General features: G+C 45.1%; 14 protein-coding genes and 2 tRNA genes. 12 read left to right on the top strand and 4 right to left on the bottom strand.

Annotation, left to right across the window (positions count from 1 at the left end; genetic code table 11):
- Positions 1-599: 599 nt before the first annotated feature.
- The 5 genes from purH (at position 600) to MmiAt1_RS07460 (ending at position 7271) form a co-directional block, all read left to right on the top strand.
- Positions 600-2225 (top strand): bifunctional phosphoribosylaminoimidazolecarboxamide formyltransferase/IMP cyclohydrolase, encoded by a 1626-nt coding sequence (gene purH / locus MmiAt1_RS07480; protein ID WP_318786265.1) that lies wholly within the window; start codon positions 600-602, stop codon positions 2223-2225.
- Positions 2226-2408: 183 nt separating this feature from the next.
- Complete coding sequence (locus tag MmiAt1_RS07475) at positions 2409-3797, top strand: MATE family efflux transporter (RefSeq protein ID WP_318786264.1); 1389 nt, start codon at positions 2409-2411, stop codon at positions 3795-3797.
- Positions 3798-3882: 85 nt separating this feature from the next.
- Positions 3883-5265, top strand: a complete 1383-nt coding sequence (locus MmiAt1_RS07470; RefSeq protein WP_318786263.1) for an MATE family efflux transporter — start codon at positions 3883-3885, stop codon at positions 5263-5265.
- 206 nt (positions 5266-5471) lie between these two features.
- Positions 5472-7106: a 2,3-bisphosphoglycerate-independent phosphoglycerate mutase gene (gpmI, locus tag MmiAt1_RS07465; protein WP_318786262.1), complete on the top strand. Its 1635-nt coding sequence runs from the start codon at positions 5472-5474 to the stop codon at positions 7104-7106.
- 15 nt (positions 7107-7121) lie between these two features.
- Positions 7122-7271 carry a hypothetical protein gene (locus MmiAt1_RS07460; RefSeq protein WP_318786261.1) on the top strand — a complete coding sequence of 50 codons (150 nt, stop codon included), beginning with the start codon at positions 7122-7124 and terminating at the stop codon, positions 7269-7271.
- 13 nt (positions 7272-7284) lie between these two features.
- On the opposite strand, the gene MmiAt1_RS07455 is transcribed toward MmiAt1_RS07460, so the two are convergent.
- From MmiAt1_RS07455 to MmiAt1_RS07445, 3 genes are all read right to left on the bottom strand, one after another.
- Entirely contained in the window at positions 7285-7734 is a 450-nt protein-coding gene (locus MmiAt1_RS07455) for a DUF5817 domain-containing protein (RefSeq protein ID WP_318786260.1), read from the bottom strand.
- Between the two features lie 98 nt (positions 7735-7832).
- On the bottom strand, positions 7833-8519 hold the full coding sequence (locus MmiAt1_RS07450; RefSeq protein ID WP_318786259.1) for an undecaprenyl diphosphate synthase family protein: 687 nt from the start codon (positions 8517-8519) through the stop codon (positions 7833-7835).
- Between the two features lie 47 nt (positions 8520-8566).
- Positions 8567-9748 (bottom strand): redox-regulated ATPase YchF, encoded by a 1182-nt coding sequence (locus MmiAt1_RS07445; protein ID WP_318786258.1) that lies wholly within the window; start codon positions 9746-9748, stop codon positions 8567-8569.
- 274 nt (positions 9749-10022) lie between these two features.
- Between MmiAt1_RS07445 and MmiAt1_RS07440 the strand changes: the two genes are divergently transcribed.
- From MmiAt1_RS07440 to MmiAt1_RS07410, 7 genes are all read left to right on the top strand, one after another.
- Positions 10023-11282 carry an AI-2E family transporter gene (locus tag MmiAt1_RS07440; protein ID WP_318786257.1) on the top strand — a complete coding sequence of 420 codons (1260 nt, stop codon included), beginning with the start codon at positions 10023-10025 and terminating at the stop codon, positions 11280-11282.
- A gap of 337 nt (positions 11283-11619) precedes the next feature.
- Positions 11620-11691, top strand: a tRNA-Arg gene (locus MmiAt1_RS07435).
- Between the two features lie 224 nt (positions 11692-11915).
- Positions 11916-11987: transfer RNA gene (locus MmiAt1_RS07430), tRNA-Arg, on the top strand.
- 348 nt (positions 11988-12335) lie between these two features.
- Positions 12336-13583, top strand: coding sequence for a peptide chain release factor aRF-1 (gene prf1 / locus MmiAt1_RS07425; protein WP_318786256.1), 1248 nt, complete (start codon positions 12336-12338; stop codon positions 13581-13583).
- A gap of 30 nt (positions 13584-13613) precedes the next feature.
- On the top strand, positions 13614-14249 hold the full coding sequence (locus MmiAt1_RS07420) for an L-threonylcarbamoyladenylate synthase (protein ID WP_318786255.1): 636 nt from the start codon (positions 13614-13616) through the stop codon (positions 14247-14249).
- Positions 14246-14488, top strand: a complete 243-nt coding sequence (locus tag MmiAt1_RS07415) for a hypothetical protein (protein ID WP_318786254.1) — start codon at positions 14246-14248, stop codon at positions 14486-14488. The genes MmiAt1_RS07420 and MmiAt1_RS07415 overlap by 4 nt, the downstream gene beginning before the upstream one ends.
- 131 nt (positions 14489-14619) lie before the next feature.
- On the top strand, positions 14620-18249 hold the full coding sequence (locus tag MmiAt1_RS07410) for a DNA polymerase II large subunit (protein WP_318786253.1): 3630 nt from the start codon (positions 14620-14622) through the stop codon (positions 18247-18249).
- 183 nt (positions 18250-18432) lie between these two features.
- On the opposite strand, the gene MmiAt1_RS07405 is transcribed toward MmiAt1_RS07410, so the two are convergent.
- Positions 18433-19868 (bottom strand): InlB B-repeat-containing protein (locus MmiAt1_RS07405; protein WP_318786252.1); only part of this gene is annotated, 1436 nt, incomplete at its 5' end.

The following is a 19868-nucleotide window of genomic DNA, read 5'->3' as shown; positions in this document are numbered from 1 at the left end:
ACCTGCAAATCTTAAAAACGAAATAATTCCGCCGAAATCCGATATGAAAGTCAGGTTCAATCAAAATCGATAAGAAATTGTCGAAATCAATCGGTGTCAATCGAAAAATGCGGCGTATTGAATATTTTTCAACTGATTAGAGACCTGCAAGATTGATAAGTTTTTTTGTCCGTGAATCTCTGTTCAACCGAATGTTTTTGTTCAAAAGGTATTTATTTTTCAAACAGCTCTTTAACGGGGTTTAATCCAAAATAGAATAATAAGATTTATAATAAATTCAAAATGAATTTGAAACGACGACGGTTCTGAATTTTAAAAGCGCGTTTTAAAAATTAATTTTAAAATAAACTTAAAATTTAAAATAAACTTTAAAATGTGTTTTAAAATAAGCTTTAAAATGAGTATTAAAAACAAACTTTAAAATGAGTTTTAAAACAAACTTTAAAATGAGTTTTAAAACAAACTTTAAAATAAAATTTAAAACGAGCTTTGAAGATTTATTTTAAGAATGAACTCTAAAAGATGATTTTAGAAGGATTTTCTAAAAATCAATGTGAACCGAACAAAATTCAAATTTCAAAATTTTAAGGTGATTTTTTTTGACCAAAAGAGCACTGATCAGTGTTTCCGACAAAACAGGCATTACAGAATTTGCAAAAACGCTTATCAAAAACGGTTTTGAGATTATTTCAACAGGCGGCACTTCCGCACTTTTGAAAAAAGAAGGAATTGATGTTAAAGATGTGTCCGACATCACCGGTTTTCCCGAAATGATGGACGGCCGTGTCAAAACACTGCACCCGAAAGTGCACGGCGGACTGCTTTATCTGCGCGAAAATCCCGGCCATGTCAAACAGGCCGAAGAAAACGGCATTACTGCAATCGATATCGTTGCCGTCAACCTTTATCCGTTCAGAGAAACGGTGGCAAATCCGAATGTCACGCTGGAAGATGCGATTGAAAACATTGACATCGGCGGCCCCACGCTTCTCCGGTCCGCGGCTAAAAACTTCGCCTCCGTTACCGTCATTTGCAATCCGGCCGACTACGCCGCTGTTGCAGACGAACTGAATGAAACCGGCGACATTTCTTATGATTTAAAGAAAAAATTAGCCGTCAAAGCGTTCCGTCACACCGCCGATTACGACAGCGCGGTTGACACATTTCTCAGCAAAGCGCTTTTGGATGAAAAAGTGAAGCGCCTTTCTTTTGTCGGCGGCGAAAAATTGCGCTACGGTGAAAACTGGCATCAGGAAGCAACATTTTACAAAGACTTGAACGGCAGCGGCCCGAACATTTCAAATGCCAAGCAGCTCCACGGCAAAGAACTTTCCTATAACAATTATATTGATATGGATAATGCGCTGCTGACGCTGAAAGATTTAAACAGCGAAAATCCGGCGGTTGTTATTGTTAAACACAACAATCCGTGCGGTCTTGCAACCGGAAAAACGCTTAAAGAAGCATTCCTCGCCGCCTGGGACGGCGATCCGATTTCGGCATACGGCAGCATTGTCTGCGTCAACCGCGCTTTTGATGTCGAAACAGCCAAACTGTTGGATAAAAAATTCATTGAAATCATCGTTGCGCCGAGCTTTGAGCTTGAAGCGCTTGAAATGCTCAAAAAGAAAAGTGAAACGCTGAGAATTATGGAATTGAAAAATTTCGACCAGCCGTTTGACAGCGAATACGTTTACAAGCACGTTACCGGCGGTCTTTTGGAACAAACCCGCGATGTCGGCCTTTTCGAGAAATGGGAAGTCGTAACAAATGCGCCGTTCCCCGATTCCAAGAAAGGGCTATCCGAATTCGCGATGAGCGCCTGCAAGTGCATCAAATCCAATTCAATTTCCATTGCTTACGAGTATGAATCCGGCTGTTATATGCTTCTCGGCATGGGCGCGGGCCAGCCCAACCGTGTCGACTCCATCGGCAAATTGGCGGCGCCGAAAGCCCGAAACAATTTAAAAGAAATGTATGACAGAAACGAAGAACTTCAAAAAGCGATGACATACGAAGAATATGTCAAACAAGTCTTTTCCGAATGTGTCATGGCGTCCGATGCGTTCTTCCCGTTCGATGACAGCGTTGTTTACGCAAACGAATTCGGCCTTCGGTACATTTTGTCCCCCGGCGGCTCGATCCGTGACGCGGAAGTTATTGAGACGGCAAACCGGCTCGGTGTTTCTTTGGTGTTTACGGGAATGCGTCATTTCCTGCATTAATTGAACAATCGATGAGACATCTTAACAATAATCTTTGAACTTGATGAAAAGTGGTTGTTTCCATTTTGGAAATAACCACCGTATATGTTTACCAATCAAATAAAACTAAATTCAAATTCGCTCACGAGCAATATTTATTTGATTTTCTATTTTTAGATATTCCCGGAACAGTGACTACAAAACATGGCTGACAAACACGCCTTGATGGGCAGCGGCAGTATCAACAAAGCTTTGGCTTGGCTGGCGGCGCCGGCAATTATCGGCCTCGTCATTCAGACACTTTACGGTTTGATTGATTCTGTTTTTGTCGGACGCGGACTCGGCGACGACGGTGTTTTGGGGCTCGCTGCGCTTGCGGTCGCGTTTCCGGTGTCGCACTTGCTGCTGTCAGCGGCGGCAGGCGTCGGCGTCGGCGGCTCGTCTTTTATCTCCCGCGGATTCGGCGCGGCAGATTCCGAACGCGTCAAAAAAGGCGTCGGCAACATGCTGATTATGGCGTTTGTCGTCGGAATCATTTGTACCGTCCTCGGCCTTGTCTTTTTAAAACCGATTTTGATCGTCTTCGGTGCAACGGAATCGAATCTCCCGTTTGCTTACGATTATATGTACTGGATTATTCTCGGCTGCACTTTTCAAATTTTGACGGTCACCATTAACGCAATTGTGATGGCTGAAGGCAATTCGTTCTACTCTATGGGCATGTACACCGTTTCCAGTATCACAAACATCATTTTAGACTACGTTTTCATTTTTGAATTCGGCTGGGGCATTCAGGGCGCTGCAATTGCAACAATTATGTCCCAAATACTGAGCGTTGTCATTCTGATCTTTTATCTTTACAAAATCAGCAAACTTGACTTCGGCCTGAAATGGCTGAAATTTGACAAATCCGCCTTTTTCGGAATCGGAAAAGTCGGCATATCGGAATTCCTCCGCGAAGGATCGCTTGCGATTATGTTTATCATCGTCATTTTCAATGTCAACCTTTACGGCGATGACTCTTCCGTTGCGATTTACGGTTTAATCAACCGCATTTTCGGATTCGTGATTATTCCCGCAATGGGCGTTGTTCAGGGAATGATTCCGCTGACCGGTTACAATTACGGCGCGAAAAATTATGAACGTGTCCGGAAAATTTTGAAAACCGCATCGATTTGGGCAATTACAATTTCGTTCATCCTCGGCGCGCTGACCTATATTTTCACGGCCGAACTCTTCTCCCTGTTCATCACCGACGCTTCCCTGATTGATGAAGCCGTCATCGCCTACTGGATTGCCGACATCAGCATTCCGGTTGTCGCGTTTCAAATCGTCGGCTCCGCTTTCATGCAGGCGCTCGGCCAAGCCCGCGCTTCTTTCATTTTAGCGCTCATCCGGCAGTTTTCAATCATTCCGGTGCTGGCAATCATTCCGTATTTCATGGGACTGATGGGCGTCTGGGTCGCATTCCCGATTGCAGATGTTATTGCAACCGCAATTACATTCTGGTTTGTCCGGCGGCAGCTGAAATCGCTGAAAAAAGAAGAAAAACTTCATGAGAAATATGAACATGAAAAAGCAGCAGCCTGCTGAAAAAACAAAAAAATGCCAAATAAGAGAGCAGAAAATGCCAAATTAATTAAAGAGCGGAAAATGTCAAATAAGAGAGAGGAGCGAAATGTCTGATAAACACAATCTGATGGGGACCGAAAGCATCAACAAAGCTTTGGCCCGGCTGGCGGCGCCCGCAATTATCAGTTTGGTGATTCAGACGCTTTACGGTCTTGTGGATTCCGCATTTGTCGGCCGCGGTCTCGGTGATGACGGCGTTGTCGCCCTTGCGGCGCTCGCCATTGCATTCCCGGTCTTCCATCTTTTGATTTGCGCCGGATCAGGCGTTGCCGTCGGCGGTTCCTCTTACATTTCGCGCGGTTTCGGCTCGGGCAATAAAGAACTGGTCAAAAAAGGCGTCGGCAACATGATTTCAATGGCAATTGCCGTCAGCATTATTTGTACGATTTTAGGTTTGGTCTTTTTGGACCCGATTTTAATGATATTCGGCGCAACCGAAACGACGCTTCCGTTCGCGCACGACTATATGTTTTGGATTATTCTCTGCTGTGTTTTTCAGATTGTGACGATTACGATTAATGCCATTGTGATGGCGGAAGGCAATTCCGTTTATTCGATGTGCATGTATATTTTCTCAAGCCTGACAAATGTTGTTTTAGATTATATTTTCATTTTTGAATTCGGATGGGGTGTTCAGGGAGCTGCGATTGCAACAGTCATCTCTCAAATGCTGAATGTCTTGATATTGATTTTCTATCTGTACAAAGTCAGCAAACTCAATTTCAGCATTCGTTGGATCAGTGCAAAACTTTCCGTTTACAAAGAAATCGGAAAAATCGGCATTTCCGAATTTTTGCGCGAGGGAGCGCTCGTATTTACGCTGATTGTAATGGTTTGGAATTTGAATATTTACGGCACCGATTCCGATGTTGCCGTTTACGGGCTGATTAACCGCATTTACGGTTTTGCAATCATTCCGATGCTCGGCATTGTTCAGGGAATGATTCCTTTAACCGGCTACAATTACGGCGCTAAAAATTATGACCGCGTCCGCAAAATTCTCAAAACCGCACTCATATGGGCAACGGCGATTACAACTTTTTTAATGATTGTCACATATGTTTTTGCAGGACAGATTTTCACGTTCTTTATTCCGAACGATCCCGAACTCGTGAAAGGCGCGGTCATTGCCTATTGGATTGCCGACATCTGTCTGCCGGTCGTTTCGCTGCAGATGATCGGATCGGCCTTTATGCAGGCACTCGGAAAAGCACGCGCTTCTTTCATATTGGCAATCGCCCGCCAAGTGGTCATGCTGCCGATCATTATGATTATTCCGTATTTCTTGGGACTGATCGGCGTTTGGATTGCGTATCCGCTGCCGGACTTTATCGTCAGCGCCGTTGCCGCCTGGATCATTTACAAACAATTGAAAGCGTTGAAAGTTGAAGAAAAAATGAATGAAAAATATACGGCGGCTTCAGTTTAACGAAAGGCAAAACTTGCAGAAGAAAATATAGATAAACAAATCAAAATACTTGAAAAATATCTCAGAGAACAAAATTTAAAAGAACAAAAAGCTCAAGAAGATGCCGAATCGGAAAAATCCGAGGATTCGGAAGACGTTTCTCTGTTCCGAATCAAATCCCCATGACTAAGCAAAAATATTAATCATTTCTTTTCTTTTTACCTTTCATGAACAATGAACAAAAAACAAATTTTTCTAAAAAACCTCTTCTTTTAATGATTTTAGACGGGTGGGGCTGGAATCCCGACACTTGCGGAAATGCTGTTTTTGAAGCCGGCACGCCGAATCTGGACCGTCTTGAAAAAACTTATCCGACGGCGCTCGGCGCAACTTCGGGAACGGATGTCGGGCTTCCCGACGGACAGATGGGAAATTCCGAAGTCGGGCATTTGAATATGGGCGCCGGCCGGATTGTGTATCAGGATTTGACGCTGATTAACAAAGAAATCGAAGATGAAACGTTTTATCAGAATCCGGCGCTTCTTCAGGCGGTAACGGCGGCAAAGGAAAGCGGGAAAGCACTTCATTTAATGGGATTGGTTTCTTACGGCGGCGTTCACAGTCATATGAATCATTTGAAAGCGCTGTTGATGCTGGCAAAAAAAGAAGGTTTGGACCGCATTTATGTTCATGCTTTTTTGGACGGCAGGGATGTTCCGCCGAAGTCGGCGATGAATGATCTCAAAGATCTTGAAGCGTTTATGAACGAAGAAAAGGCCGGAAAACTTGCGGCCGTCATCGGCCGATATTATGCCATGGACCGTGACAAACGGTGGGACCGGACTGAAAAAGCATATGATGCTTTAACGCTTGAAAATCCGGATGATTTGAAAAAAGAGTTGGATGAGTCGGTTGATTCGGATATTACTTTAACAAACTCTTGGGAAAAGGCGCTTTCGGCTTCTTTTGAAAAAGGCGAGACGGACGAATTTGTCAAACCGATTGTCTTAACGGACGATTCGGGAAAAAGAATCGGATTTGTCGGAGACGGCGACTCTGTTATTTTCTTTAATTTCCGGCCGGACCGCGCGCGCCAGCTGACTTACGCGTTTACCGAAACTGATTCAAAGGTCGGATTTCAAAGAAAAGTTTTCCCGAAAACGTATTTTGTCTGCATGACGCAGTACGATGAAGAATCGGATGTTCCGATTGCATATCCCCCGAAAGATTTGAAAAACACAATCGGCGAATATTTGGCGGCAAACGGCAAAAACCAGCTTCGGATTGCCGAAACCGAAAAATACGCACATGTGACGTTTTTCTTTAACGGCGGTGTTGAAGAACCGAACAGGAATGAAGACCGCGTTTTAATTCCGTCCCCGAAAGTTGCGACGTACGATTTAAAACCCGAAATGAGTGCTTATGAAGTGACCGACGCCTTAATTGAGAAAATTGACGAAGACAAATATGATTTTATTGTTCTCAACTTCGCCAACATGGACATGGTCGGACACACCGGCGATCTGAGCGCTGCAAAAGCGGCTGTCGAAGCGGTGGACGTTTGTGTCGGAAAGCTGTCGGAAAAAGTGCTTGCTGCGGGAGGCGCTTTGTTCATTACGGCCGACCACGGAAATGCGGAACAGATGGAAGAAGCGGACGGCTCGCCCTGCACGGCGCATACCACCAATCCCGTAAAAATGATTTACGTCGACAATAATAATTTGGATGAGAACGGAAAGCCGAAAATGATCTTAAGAGACGGCGGACGACTTTGTGATATTGCGCCGACGCTTCTTCAAATCATGGGAATGAAAATTCCGGAAGAGATGACGGGGGAAACACTTCTTGTCAAAAATGAATAAAGCGGGTGAATTAACATGTTTAAAAGAAAAAATAAAAACACTGTTGAAACTTCTCAAGAAAATAAAGAAATTAAACGGAATGCAACGGGAATTGACTATTCTGAAAAAAGCCCGAGCATGACTGTGTTCAGTCCGTTTACAGGCAGAAAACCGCTGGACGAATAATTCAGATATGCGTTCAAACAAGCGCAATTAATCCTTTATCCGGCCGATAAATTTCACCGGCCGCAATTAATTTTTCAAGAATTTTATGAAAAGTGTCGCCGTCAACGCCGCGCTCGGCACAGTAAAATTCACAATCGGCAACAATCATTGTGCCGTTTTCTTTGAGAATGTCGAGAATTATCTGCTGCGGCTTTTTAACTTTCGGCGGATTCATCAAAACTTCTTTGTCAACGGGAACGGCCAATGCGGATTCTGAAAACGAACCGGGCGTTTGGCTGAGTTCGGCCTGAAGAGAAGAGCGTTTTTCAACCGCTTCGGCGTGCGTTTCAAAAGGTCCGAAAACGCGCAGACTGTCCGTTTGGAGCTTGGCATTGCATTTTTGACAGGCGGCCGTCTTTGATCCGGGCTGCCACAGCTGAGCCTGAGACTGACATTTGGGACAGACAAAAACATAATAAGACATGATAATCACCGTTTACAATTCCCGTTTACAATTCACCATTTACAATTCACCGTTCACAAATCACAATTCGCCGTTGCCGTTCACAATTCACCGTTCACTTAAACACCGTAGCGGCGTTCTCTTTTATAAAAACTGTCAAAAGCTTTTTTAAAATCCGCGTCCGTCAGGCGCCGAATATCTTTTTCAAAGAAATAATATTCGGAATAAACGGTCTGCCAAAGCATGAAATCCGTCAGCGTATTTTTGGTGTGTGATATTACAAAATCCGGTTCAGACGGCAGCTTCAATTGATTTGAAAGATATTCGGAAGTCATTTCATCGGAACCGGCTTCGTTTTTTCGGCATTTTTCAACAAAATCGGAAAGAATCAATTTCAATTCATCCCGCCCGCCGAGTCCTAAAACAAAAAGAGCCGAGAATCGGCCGGATTTCAAAAATGATTCTGAATCGGGAAATGAATCGGAATCCGGAAATGAACCGGGATTCGGAAATGTATTGGAATCGTCATAATTTTCAATGACGGCAAAACGATTTGGATCAAATTGGAAATCTTTTGATTTTGAAACAGCCAGAATTCGTTCTTTTAAATTTCGGATTAAAGACGCTTTTTTGCCGGTATCCATTGTTTTTAAGAAATCGATGTAAACAATCAAATTCAAAACGCCTTCGTTTTCAATAACGGAAAAACGGGAAAACAAATTTTCAATGCTTCCGTTGTCAAGGAGATCGCTTTCATTCAAGATCAGCAGAAGCGTTTTAAGAGGGGTTTCATTTTCCGTTTTCATGATTGATCGCCGAAATCATTGTTGCTGAAATTCGCCGGCTGCCGGAATTATTTTGCCGTTGAAACGATTTTAATCACATCGCCGTTCTGAAGTTCATGCTTTTCCGCAAGGCGCATTTTGGTCCGCGCGTCAACGGCGTACAGGAAATGATCGCCGATGTCGGAGTGAATTTTGTAAGCCAAATCTTTGCAGGTTGAGCCGCGCTTCATCAGATAAGCGTCCGGCAGCATGTCGCCGGTTTTGTTCGTCCACTTGCCTTCGTCTTCGACCGGATAGACCACAATCATATCCAAAAGTTCGAAAACCGCGCGGTTAACGCACTCCTGAACGCCTGTGCTTCCGTGCGCGTCAAGCAAATGCTTCACGGCGTTGAGACCTTTTTCCTGCGCGGGACTGATTTCGCCTGCGACTTCAAAGCCGCCGTCTCCCGGCGTATATTGAATAACGCCCGCTTTGGAGGCGGATTTCAGCGCAAGTTCTGCCGCGGCGCTTGTCGGAATAATTGTTTTGTCGTCTGCTTCGACCAATGAGATGCCGGATCCTTCAAGCGCGTCAAACTTGTTTGCCGCAATAATCATCGGCTTGCTTTCTTTTCGGATGCTTCTGCACAAGCGAATCATCTCGTCTTCCGTCCATTTGGCCGGATCGCTTGAATACAAATCGGTGTCGTGCAGGGCATAGTTGGCATGCTCGATTGTGACGCCCGCGCCGCTGAGCTGATCGGCGACAGCTTCTTCCGTTTTAAGGCCTTCCGCGCGGATTTTCCGGGAAAGTTTTGACCAATTGCGGTTTAGAATTTCAAACATCCACATTTCAAGTTCGTAATCCAAAAACTCAATGTCCGCCGCCGGATTTCCGGATCCGGGGTCAATCGGATTGCCTTCCGCGTCGGTTGAAGCGGAGGCGTCCACCACGTGAATGATGGCCTGCGCCTGCCTTAAGTCGTCCAGGAACGAATTGCCGAGGCCTTTTCCTTTGTGCGCGTCCGGCACCAATCCGGCCACATCAATGATGTCGATCGGAACGTAACGGATGCCGTCTTTGCATTTGCCGCAGCGTGTTTCCCTTTCCGTGCACGGGCACGGCGTTTGAATGTACGCGACACCGTGATTGGCATGAATGGTCGTAAAAGGATAATTCGCGATCTCAACGTCCGCCATGGTGACGGATTTAAAAAATGTAGATTTGCCGGCGTTTGGTTTTCCCGCAAGCCCTAAAGTCATTGACATAAGAGATGAATAGGGACTGCAATGATTTAAAGTTTTTACGGGAAAACAGAGCAAAACATAAAAAAATGAAAATGAACCGGAAAATATCAGCAAAAACAAATAAATCGAACAAAATGAGTGAAAATTATAAATGGAATTGAATGAAAACTATAATAAGAAAAACAACCTACTCGCATTAAATTAACAAAACGGAAAATGAGCAAAACGGATAATTAACAAAACGGAAAATGAATAAAAACAGATAATTGATAATTATTACAGGCCGGAGATTCAAATGGGATTGTCAATAAATAAAAAAGTGTGGCAGTATATGGCTGTTGTCACTGCGCTTCTTTTTATAGTGATTGCGTTTCTCTTTTACATTAAGCCTGTTTTTATCGCGCTGGTGCTGGGTGTTTTAGTGACGGTTTCGCTGAGCAAAATCGTCGACATGTTTTCGAAGGCAACTCAAAAGTATTCGGCAAAAGAACGAAAAGTGATTGCCGTAATCAGTTCCGTATCAGTGATTCTTATTGCGGTACTGCTGCTTTTTTCAGGAGCGGTTCATCTTGTAAACAATGTCAGCACGGTCATTGAAACATTGGAAGATTTTACCGGACAATACAACGAAACAGCCGAAGACATGGCAGAAAATTTGACAAACATTTCATTCAATGAAACTTTCCTGGACAGGGAATTTCAGGAAAACGGAATAAATAATTCCGGCAGCGGATCAGACACGGGAGCCGGACCGCCGCCGACGCCGGCAAATGACTCACAGAATAATACAACAAACACTTCCGATGCTTCGAACAGTTCTGTGCCGCTTTTGTTTTCATTTGACTTAAGCGCGACAAATCTGATCCAATCCGTACTGACGGCCGGAAGCGGTCTGATGAGTTCGACCACCGAGACGTTATCTTTTATCGGATCAACAATATTTGCGGCCTGTTTGATTATTCCGATTATGGCGGGCTATTATTTCAAAGACAGAGGAAATATACGCAGCAAATTCATTGCGATGGTTCCCGAAAAATACAAAGAGACCGTCGGATTTGCAATGCAGAATATCGTTAATGACATGGGTGCTTTTACGATTATGAAAGTGATTGAAATTGTCATCATCACATTCCTTTACTGCGCCGGATTCTATGTGATCGGTCTTCCGCATTGGCTGCTTGCAGGCGTTTTAATCGGCCTGTTCAACTTCGTCCCGTATGTCGGATTTGCGCTCCCGGCAATTCCCGTGACTGTTTACGCCTATACGCTCGGAACGGAAATCATGTTTTCCGCAATCGGCATAATCACCGTGATTCAGCTCTTTGATTACTTCTTCATCTTGCCGAACATGGTCATGAAAACCGTAAAGGTGAGCTCGTTTACGGCCGTTATTTTAACGCTTGCCGGCCTGAAACTTGCCGGCGTTTTCGGATTGATTTTCGCCGTCCCGATATACATTTTCTGCAAAATTATTCTCAAATCCTGCTACAAGATGCTGGTCAAAATGTATCCCGACCCGAGCGATCCGGCAGAAATTATTTTGGACGAAGGGTAAATTCAATCCTTTGCAGTCATTTTTATTTTTCGGCGAAAACATTCATTTTTCAATTTTCGGCGAAAATCATTCAATTTTTGATTTGATTATTTTATTTTCGGCTCGATTTATTCAATTTTCAGTTTCAATTAATTCAATATTCAGTTTCAATCAATTCAATTTTCAGTTTCAATTAATTCAATCTTCAACTCAATGATTTCATTCTTTCAGTTTCAATTAATTCAATCTTCAACTCAATGATTTCATTCTTTCAGTTCAATCATTCGGGTTTGACGCGTTGAGTTTGTTCCGATAATAAGGTTTATATTCCAGATGACCTATTCATACTTCTCAGCGTGTCCTGATAGGGTAGTGGATATCCTGGAAGCCTGCGGAGCTTTCGACCTGAGTTCGAGTCTCAGTCGGGACGCTGAAAAAAAGACGGCGGTCGTTTTTAAAAAATGACCGCCTTTTTTGTTTTATGTGAATGTGTTATTTAAATAAACGAAAATTAAAAACTGAAAGTCAAGACTGAAGTCAAATTAAAAACGGAAAACTTTCGAACACAGTCCGTAAAACAATAAATAAAAAAAGCGCATTTTTGTTCGTATTATCGAATTATCGATAAATAATTAAAAATAAATAAAACAAAAAGCCCCGATAGGGTAGCGGATATCCTGAGAGCCTCCGGAGCTTTCGACCTGAGTTCGAATCTCAGTCGGGGCGTACTTATTTTAACAGTTTTTTGTTTTGAACAATAAAAACGAAAATAATTTAATTTCTCGTTTTATGAGATTAGTTTATAATTTATGAGTTCTTTTAAGTTTCAAATTCAAAAGAAACAAATTGAGAATTATGGCGCAAAATTATTTCAGAAACGGTTGACAGATTCAGGGCGGCTGATCAGAGGACCGATCAAAAAAGGATCGGAAAACGGATCAAAGAGCTGATCAAAGAATTGATTGGAGAATTGATCGGCGGAAGCTGCCAAAGGAAAATTGAATCGAATGACAACTGTTGATTATTTTATTTTTATTCTTTTAAAAATTATTGAATTATCGGAGTATATTTATTATGGCAGAAACGTCAGCACATGACAAATACGAATTTAAAAAAACGCTTGAGATCCTCCGCGACAAAAAAGGCAGAAGCACGGAACTGGTCTCACTTTACATTCCCCCCGACAAACAAATATCGGATGTCGCGGCAGACTTAAGAGAAGAGCACAGCCAAGCCTCAAACATCAAATCCAAATTGACAAAAACAAATGTTCAAGGCGCGATTGACTCGCTTCTTGCAAAACTCAGATATTTGGACAAAGTGCCTGCAAACGGCATCGTGTATTTTACGGGTGCCGTTGACATCGGCGCCAACAAAACCAGCATGGAAAGTTACGTGATTAATCCGCCCGAACCGATTATCACATACAAATACCACTGCAATTCCGAATTTTTCTTAGAGCCTTTGGAATATATGCTCAAAGAAAAAGGAACGTTCGGCCTTCTTGTGATGGACAGAAGAGAAGCCACAATCGGAACGCTTGTCGGCAAAAAAATCGAATCACACCGAAGACTGACATCCACCGTTCCCGGCAAACAGCGCAAAGGCGGTCAAAGTGCCCAGCGTTTCCAAAGTTTGAGATTGATTGCGATTCACGATTTCTACAAAAGAATCGGCGACGCGGCCAGTGAAATTTTTCTGACGGTTGAGCCGAAGGAACTCAAAGGCATCTTAATCGGCGGCCCGTCCCCGACAAAAGAAGAGTTTTATGACGGGGAATTTTTCCACCACGAACTCACGAAAAAGATTATCGGTCTTTTCGATGTCGCTTACACGGATGAATCCGGCCTTCACGAACTTGTGAATGCCGCTGCCGATAAGCTCACGGATTTGGAGCTGATGGAGCAGAAAAACATCATGAAGCAATTCTTCAAAGAATTGATTGCCGAATCCGGACGCGCGTCCTACGGTGAAAAAAGCGTTCGCGCGAACTTGGAAATCAACGCCGTTGAAATGCTGATTCTTTCCGAAGACTTAAGAGCGGAAAGAATGACGGCGACCTGTCAGAACTGCGGCGAACTGAACCAAAAAACACGCACCTGGCGTCCCGGCGAACACATCCCGAATTTGGGCAATTGTTCCAAATGCGGCGCGGAATTGGCCGATGTTGAAATTCGAGACGTTGTTGACGAGCTGTCGGAAATGGCCGACAAATCCAATGCCGTCGTTCACTTTATTTCAACAGACTTTGATGAAGGCAACCAGCTGATGTCCGCTTTCGGCGGCATTGTTGCCGTTTTAAGATACGGTACCGGCCTTTAAGCCGGTAAATTCTTTTTTTGGCGGGATTTTATGCCGGAAACCGAAGTGTATTCTTTGGAAGATTTTGAGACGGCCGTCACTGCGGCAGCCGACGCTTTGAAATCCGGAAAAACCGCCGCGTTTCCGACGGAAACAGTTTACGGACTGGGCGCCTGTATTTCAGACGAAAATGCTGTGTTAAGCATCTATCGGGCAAAAGGCAGGCCTTCCGATAAACCGCTCAGCATATTGATTTCATCGGCGGAAGAAATGGAAAAAATTGCAGAAGACATCCCGAAAGAAGCGCAATTGCTTGCCGCCCGGTTTTGGCCGGGGCCGCTGACAATTATTTTAAAGAAAAGAAAAGACATTCCGGACAGCGTGACGGGCGGAAAGCAAACGGTCGGACTGCGCGTCCCGGCACATCCGGCAGCGCTTGAAATCGTCAGGCGGGCCGGGCCGCTGGCATGTCCGAGCGCGAATTTGTCGGACAGCAGAGAGCCGAAAAGCGCGGAGGACGTGTTTTCGGATTTGAACGGAAAAATTGATGTTCTCGTTGACGGCGGCGAAACAAAATTTCAAAAACCGTCAACAATTATTGACTTAACAATGACACCGCCGAAAATTTTAAGAGAAGGCGGGCTGGATATATCAGCTATTAAAGAATGTTTGGGGGAAATAGAATGAATGCCGAAAAAAAAGCAAGAGTAAAAAGCAGATCGCAAGGAAAACAAATCAATGAGACGGTTAAGACAATTAATATCATCAATTTGGTGATTGTTGTCGGCGGTTTTCTTTTGATGATTTTGGACCTCAGCCCGTTGATGACAAAAATCGGCCAGGGTTTGGTTTTTGCCGGCGCTTTTATCATTGTTCTGACCATCGTTTTCCAGCTTATGATGGCCAACAAGATGAGAAAAGCTTAAAATTAAATTTTTAAACTTTAAGTTTTAATTTTCAATTCATTTTTCAATAATTTTTTAATTCATTTTTCAATTTATCTTTATTATGTCTTGATTTTCAAGATGATTTTTCATTGAAATGACGGGTCAAAAGAATGGAAAAAAAACCGGCGCAAAGCGACTTCATGCAGAAATATTTCGCAGGACTTGAGGAAAAGCTGCACAAAGAAATGGAGATTGCAAATATTGCCCGCGCCCGCGGAGAAGACCCGCACCCGAATGTGGAAATTCCGCTTGCCAAAGACTTGGCGGACCGTGTCGAAAATTTAATCGGCGTCAAAGGTGTTGCCGCCCGTATAAGAGAAATCGAAGAGGAAGGCAAAAATCGTGAAGAAGCCGCGCTTCAGATCGGCAAGGAAATTGCGGACGGAAAAGTCGGCAATTTCAAAAACAGGGAAGCAGCTGTCGATGCCGCAATCCGCGTGTCGATGGCGGTCATTACGGAAGGCGTCGTTGCGGCGCCCATTGAAGGGATTGCCGAAGTCAAGATTGATAAAAACAATGACGGAACGGAATATTTGAGAATTTATTATTCGGGCCCGATTCGAAGCGCCGGCGGAACCGCGCAGGCACTTTCTGTTTTGGTCGGCGACTATGTGCGCCGCAGCATGGGACTGGACCGTTTTAAGCCGCGCAAAGAGCTGGTGGAGCGCTATGCCGAAGAGATTCGGATTTACAAGCGGACCGCATCGCTTCAGTATTCGCCGACGGACGATGAAATCCGTCTTATCGTCGAGAATTGTCCGGTCTGCGTTGACGGCGACGCGACGGAAGAAGCGGAAGTGGAAGGGTACAGAAACATGCCTGAAATTCCCGGAAACCGTCTTCGCGGCGGTATGGCGCTTGTGATTGCCGAAGGCATGATTTTGAAAGCGCCGAAGGTGAAGAAGCACGTTGACAATTTGAAAATGGACGGATGGGAATTTTTAGACAAGCTGATTGCCGGAACGAAGACGGAAGAGAAGAAAGGCGGCGACGACACGCCTGCCGCTGCCGGCCGCCCCGGATCCGTGACGCTGAAGATTAAGCCCAAAACCAAATACATTCAGGATTTGATTGCCGGCCGGCCGCTTTTTTCACACCCGTCAAGAGAAGGCGGATTTCGTTTAAGATACGGCCGTTCTCGGAACACATCGTTTGCCGCGGCCGGCATTAACCCGTCTTCTATGTTTATTCTCGGCGATTTCATTACGAACGGAACGCAGCTGAAAGTGGAAAGACCCGGAAAAGCCGCGGGAATGGCTGCCGTCGACTCGATTGAAGGGCCGACCGTCCGCCTGAAAAACGGCGACGTGATTCGCGCCGACGATGAAAAAACAGCACTTTTGATTAAACCCGATATTGATTATATCATTGATGTCGGCGAAATTTTGTTCAACTTCGGCGACTTTTTGGAAAACAATCACCAGCTGATGCCGTCGCCTTATTGTTTTGAATGGTGGCTTTACGATTACGAAAACGAGTACAATCGTTTAAAGAACGAGAAAAAGCTTGACGAAAAGCATTTCCAAAATCCCGCCGACATTAAAAAACTGGAGCATATTTCTGAAGAAGATGCGCTTCGGTTTGCCGAAAACGGCATTCCGCTTCACCCTGATTTCAATTATTTATGGCATGATCTGTATATCGAAGAACTGGATGAGCTGGCGGCATTTATTGCCGAAAGCGGTAAACTGATCAATTATACGGACACGGAAAAAGACAGCGAAGAGAACCAAGGCGATGAGAACCAAGGCGATGAGAACCAAGGCGATGAGAACCAAATCGAAGAAAAGCAGTATTTGGCGCTCCCGTACGAAACGGCGCTGAAGAACGGAATGAAAAGCCGTCTTGAAAATATTTTAATTCTGCATATTGTTCGGGAAATCGGCGATGAAAAAATGATTTTAATCGCCCCGCCGACTCATATTCTGAAATCGCTCGGCTTAACGGTCGGGGCGGGCGGCGCGATTCAGAAATTCTGGACGGCGGAAGAAATCAAATCGGCCGGTATTGAAACGGCGGTTGATGCGGTGTGCCGGATTTCAAAAATGACTGTCAAACCCCGCGCGCCTTCGAGAATCGGCGCGCGTATGGGACGGCCCGAGAAATCGGCGCTTCGAAAAATGTCGCCGGCGGCTCAAGTTTTGTTCCCGATCGGCGAGCATGGCGGAAAGACGAGAAACCTGGTGAACGCTTCCGAATATCGGGAAGATATGAACGCCAAAACCGGCAAATTTGAAATTAAAATCGGGATGCGCGTCTGTCCGCGCTGCGGGCGCGAAACGCACAAATGGCGCTGCGGCTGCGGCGAATTTACGATTGAGCGGCTGTTCTGCCCGCGCTGTTCGATTGAAACGTCCGATTCGAAATGCCCGAAATGTGAAAAGCCGACGATGGGCGGCCGCAAGATTGCAATCGAATTCCGGTCGGTCTATAAGGAAGCGATTGAGCGTTTGGGCGTGCGCGACAATTTTGATTTGATTAAAGGCGTCAAAGAACTGATGAGCCGGGCCAAAACGCCCGAGCCGCTTGAAAAAGGCATTTTGCGCGCGCTTCATGAAGTTTATATTTTCAAGGACGGAACGGTCCGCTACGATATGTCGGACATTCCGCTCACACACATCCGCGCCGACGAGCTCGGGATTACGGCGGAAGATTTGAAAAAGCTGGGTTATGAAAAAGATATTTACGGCAAGAATTTGGTTTCGGACGATCAGGTTGTCTGCTTATTTGTTCAGGATTTGATTGTTTCCGTTGACTGTGCCGAATATCTGTTAAAGACGACGCAGTATGTCGACGACCTTCTGAAACGGTATTACGGGGTTGAGCCGTATTATAATTGCAAAACGGTCAATGATATGCTGGGCGTGATGGTCATCGGCCTTGCGCCGCACACGTCCGCCGGTGTTTTGGGCCGTCTGGTCGGTTTTACAAAGGCATCTGTCGGCTTTGCACACCCGTACTTCCACGCTTCAAAGCGCCGGAACTGTGACGGGGACGAAGACTGTGTGATGCTGCTCTTGGACGGAATGCTGAATTTTTCGCGCGAATACTTGCCGGACAAGCGCGGCGGCCAAATGGATGCGCCGCTCGTTCTGACAATTCGGATCGATCCGAATGAAATTGATAAGGAAGCGCATAACATCGACATGTGTGCCCGCTACCCGCACGAGTTTTATTTGGCGACGGAAGAGTACAAAAATCCGGCGGAAATTTCAAAGAAAATGGATTTGGTCAGCGGCCGTTTGAAGACGCCGGACCAGTATGAGAATTTCATGTTTACGCATGACACAACGGATATTGCGAAAGGCCCCGCGTTTTCGGCGTACAAGACGCTTGATTCGATGACGGACAAGATGGAAGCGCAGCTTCAGCTGGCCGAAAAGATTCGCGCGGTGGATGAGTCAAATGTCGCGGAACTTGTTTTAAAATCGCATTTCCTGCCGGACATTATGGGCAATCTGCGCGCTTTTTCCAAACAGACTTTCCGCTGCATTAAATGTGAGGCAAAATACCGGCGTCCGCCTTTGACGGGAACGTGCCCGAAATGCGGCGGCGGAAACATTATTTTAACGGTCCACGAGGGCGCGGTCCGGAAATATGTGGAAGTTTCCAAAGAAGTCGCGATTAAGTATCATGTGTCGGAATACACGCTGGAACGGATTGAGCTTTTGGAGCAGGACATTATTCAGACGTTTGAGAATCATAAGATTAAGAAGACGTCATTGACAGATTTCATGTAAAGGAATCTGAAATTTTTTTACTTTTTTAAATTTGTGCGGCTCGCGCGCGGGCAGCAGCCTCGAAAAATGCGGCCGGGGAATTTTCAAAAACGAGGATTGTTTGAATGAATGATTTGAAAAATTTGCTGCCGACTGATTCGTTTTTAAAAAATTAAAGGAAATGAAATCCGTTATTCAACGGACTTACATTTCTTCTGCATTTTCTGTATTTTCTGCAAAGTCTTTGTCAATTTCGTCTTCTCTTCTGTAAAGGAAGACAAAGACTGCGGCTGCAATGAGATAAATCAGGTAAATCATTGCTTTGTTCGGCTCGGCCGGCGGTTCGGGTTCCGGACCGGGGCCGGGCTCAGGTTCGGGATCAGGGCCGGGACCGGGCGAAGGTGTCGGGTCAACGACTGTTGCGCCGCCGGTTCCGGAACCGCTGCCTCCGCCGGAACTTTCTGCTTTGTGCCATTGGGCGTAAAGCGTTGTGTCTTCAGTGATTCTGAAAGTGTCGCCGGCTTTGTAAGATGTTCCGGTTCCGTCTGCTTTGGTGTTCCAGTTTTTGAAGGTGTAACCTTCGTAATCCATTCCGTGTGAAGATTTGACAATGACTTTTTCTTTGTATACGTAATCGTCCAAATCTTCGGGAATGTCAAAACCGGTGTAGCCGTTGCCGTCGTATTCGACATAATACGGACCGTTATCTTCAGTCCATTGAGCTGTTAATGTGACATCGCTGGCAGGCATATAGAAGAATTCTGTGCCGTCGCCGATAAATGTATCAGTCAACAAATCACCTTCAACTTCAACAGGCTTATTAGATTTCCAACCTGCAAATTTGTAGCTTTCAACAATCATTCCGGATCCGTCAGGAACATCAACATGGCCGTCTTCATCGAATTTGCTTGATTGGGGAAGTTGATCTCCGTCGGATTCAATCGTTTTGCCGCCGGCATCATAAGTTACGGTGTGATCGCCTTCTGTTTTGACGCCCCAAACGGCATAAAGCTTCAAAGAAGGTGTCGCAGGGCTCACAGAAGCTGTTGTATCATAACCAATCTGACCATTTTCAGTACCAGCCCAGCCTGCAATTACATAACCTGCTTTTTCAAATCCTAATTCTGACGGAAGTTTAAGTGAAACTCCGTTGCCATTTTCGAAATATTCAATTGCCGGTGTGCCGGGTTTTCCGGAGGGGGTATCGGCGCCGTTGGGATAGTATTCAATTGAATAGGTGTAGGTTGCGGCTCCCCAGACGGCGTAGAGATCTACGTTGTTTGCGGGCATTATGAAGATGCTGCCTATGAGGTGATCTACTTGTGCTGCAAGCAAGTCAGTTGACCAGCCGATTAAGATGTGGTTGGGATTTGAGAAACCGACATCGAATTCGTTGAGAAGTTGGTGTTTTTGGTTTTCTGTTAACGGAGAAACTGTCCATGTTTCTTCCGGAGCTCCCAAACCTGAATGGTAAATGAGTTCGTAATTGTCGGAATCGAGAGTCCAAACGGCGTACAAATCAACAGTTGCGGAAGTTAAAGCAACAGGATCGTTTTCAGCGTAAGAGGAACCGCTGCCGTCAGAGGCGGTGTTCCAGCCGACGAAAGTGTAACCGTAACGGGAAATGCCGGCACTGGAAT

The sequence above is a fragment of the Methanimicrococcus hacksteinii genome (genome assembly GCF_032714515.1).
In the GTDB taxonomy this organism is placed as follows: Archaea; Halobacteriota; Methanosarcinia; order Methanosarcinales; family Methanosarcinaceae; genus Methanimicrococcus; species Methanimicrococcus hacksteinii.
The sequence above is the reverse complement of the archived record's forward strand: the minus strand, read 5'-3'. Positions and strand labels throughout refer to the sequence as shown.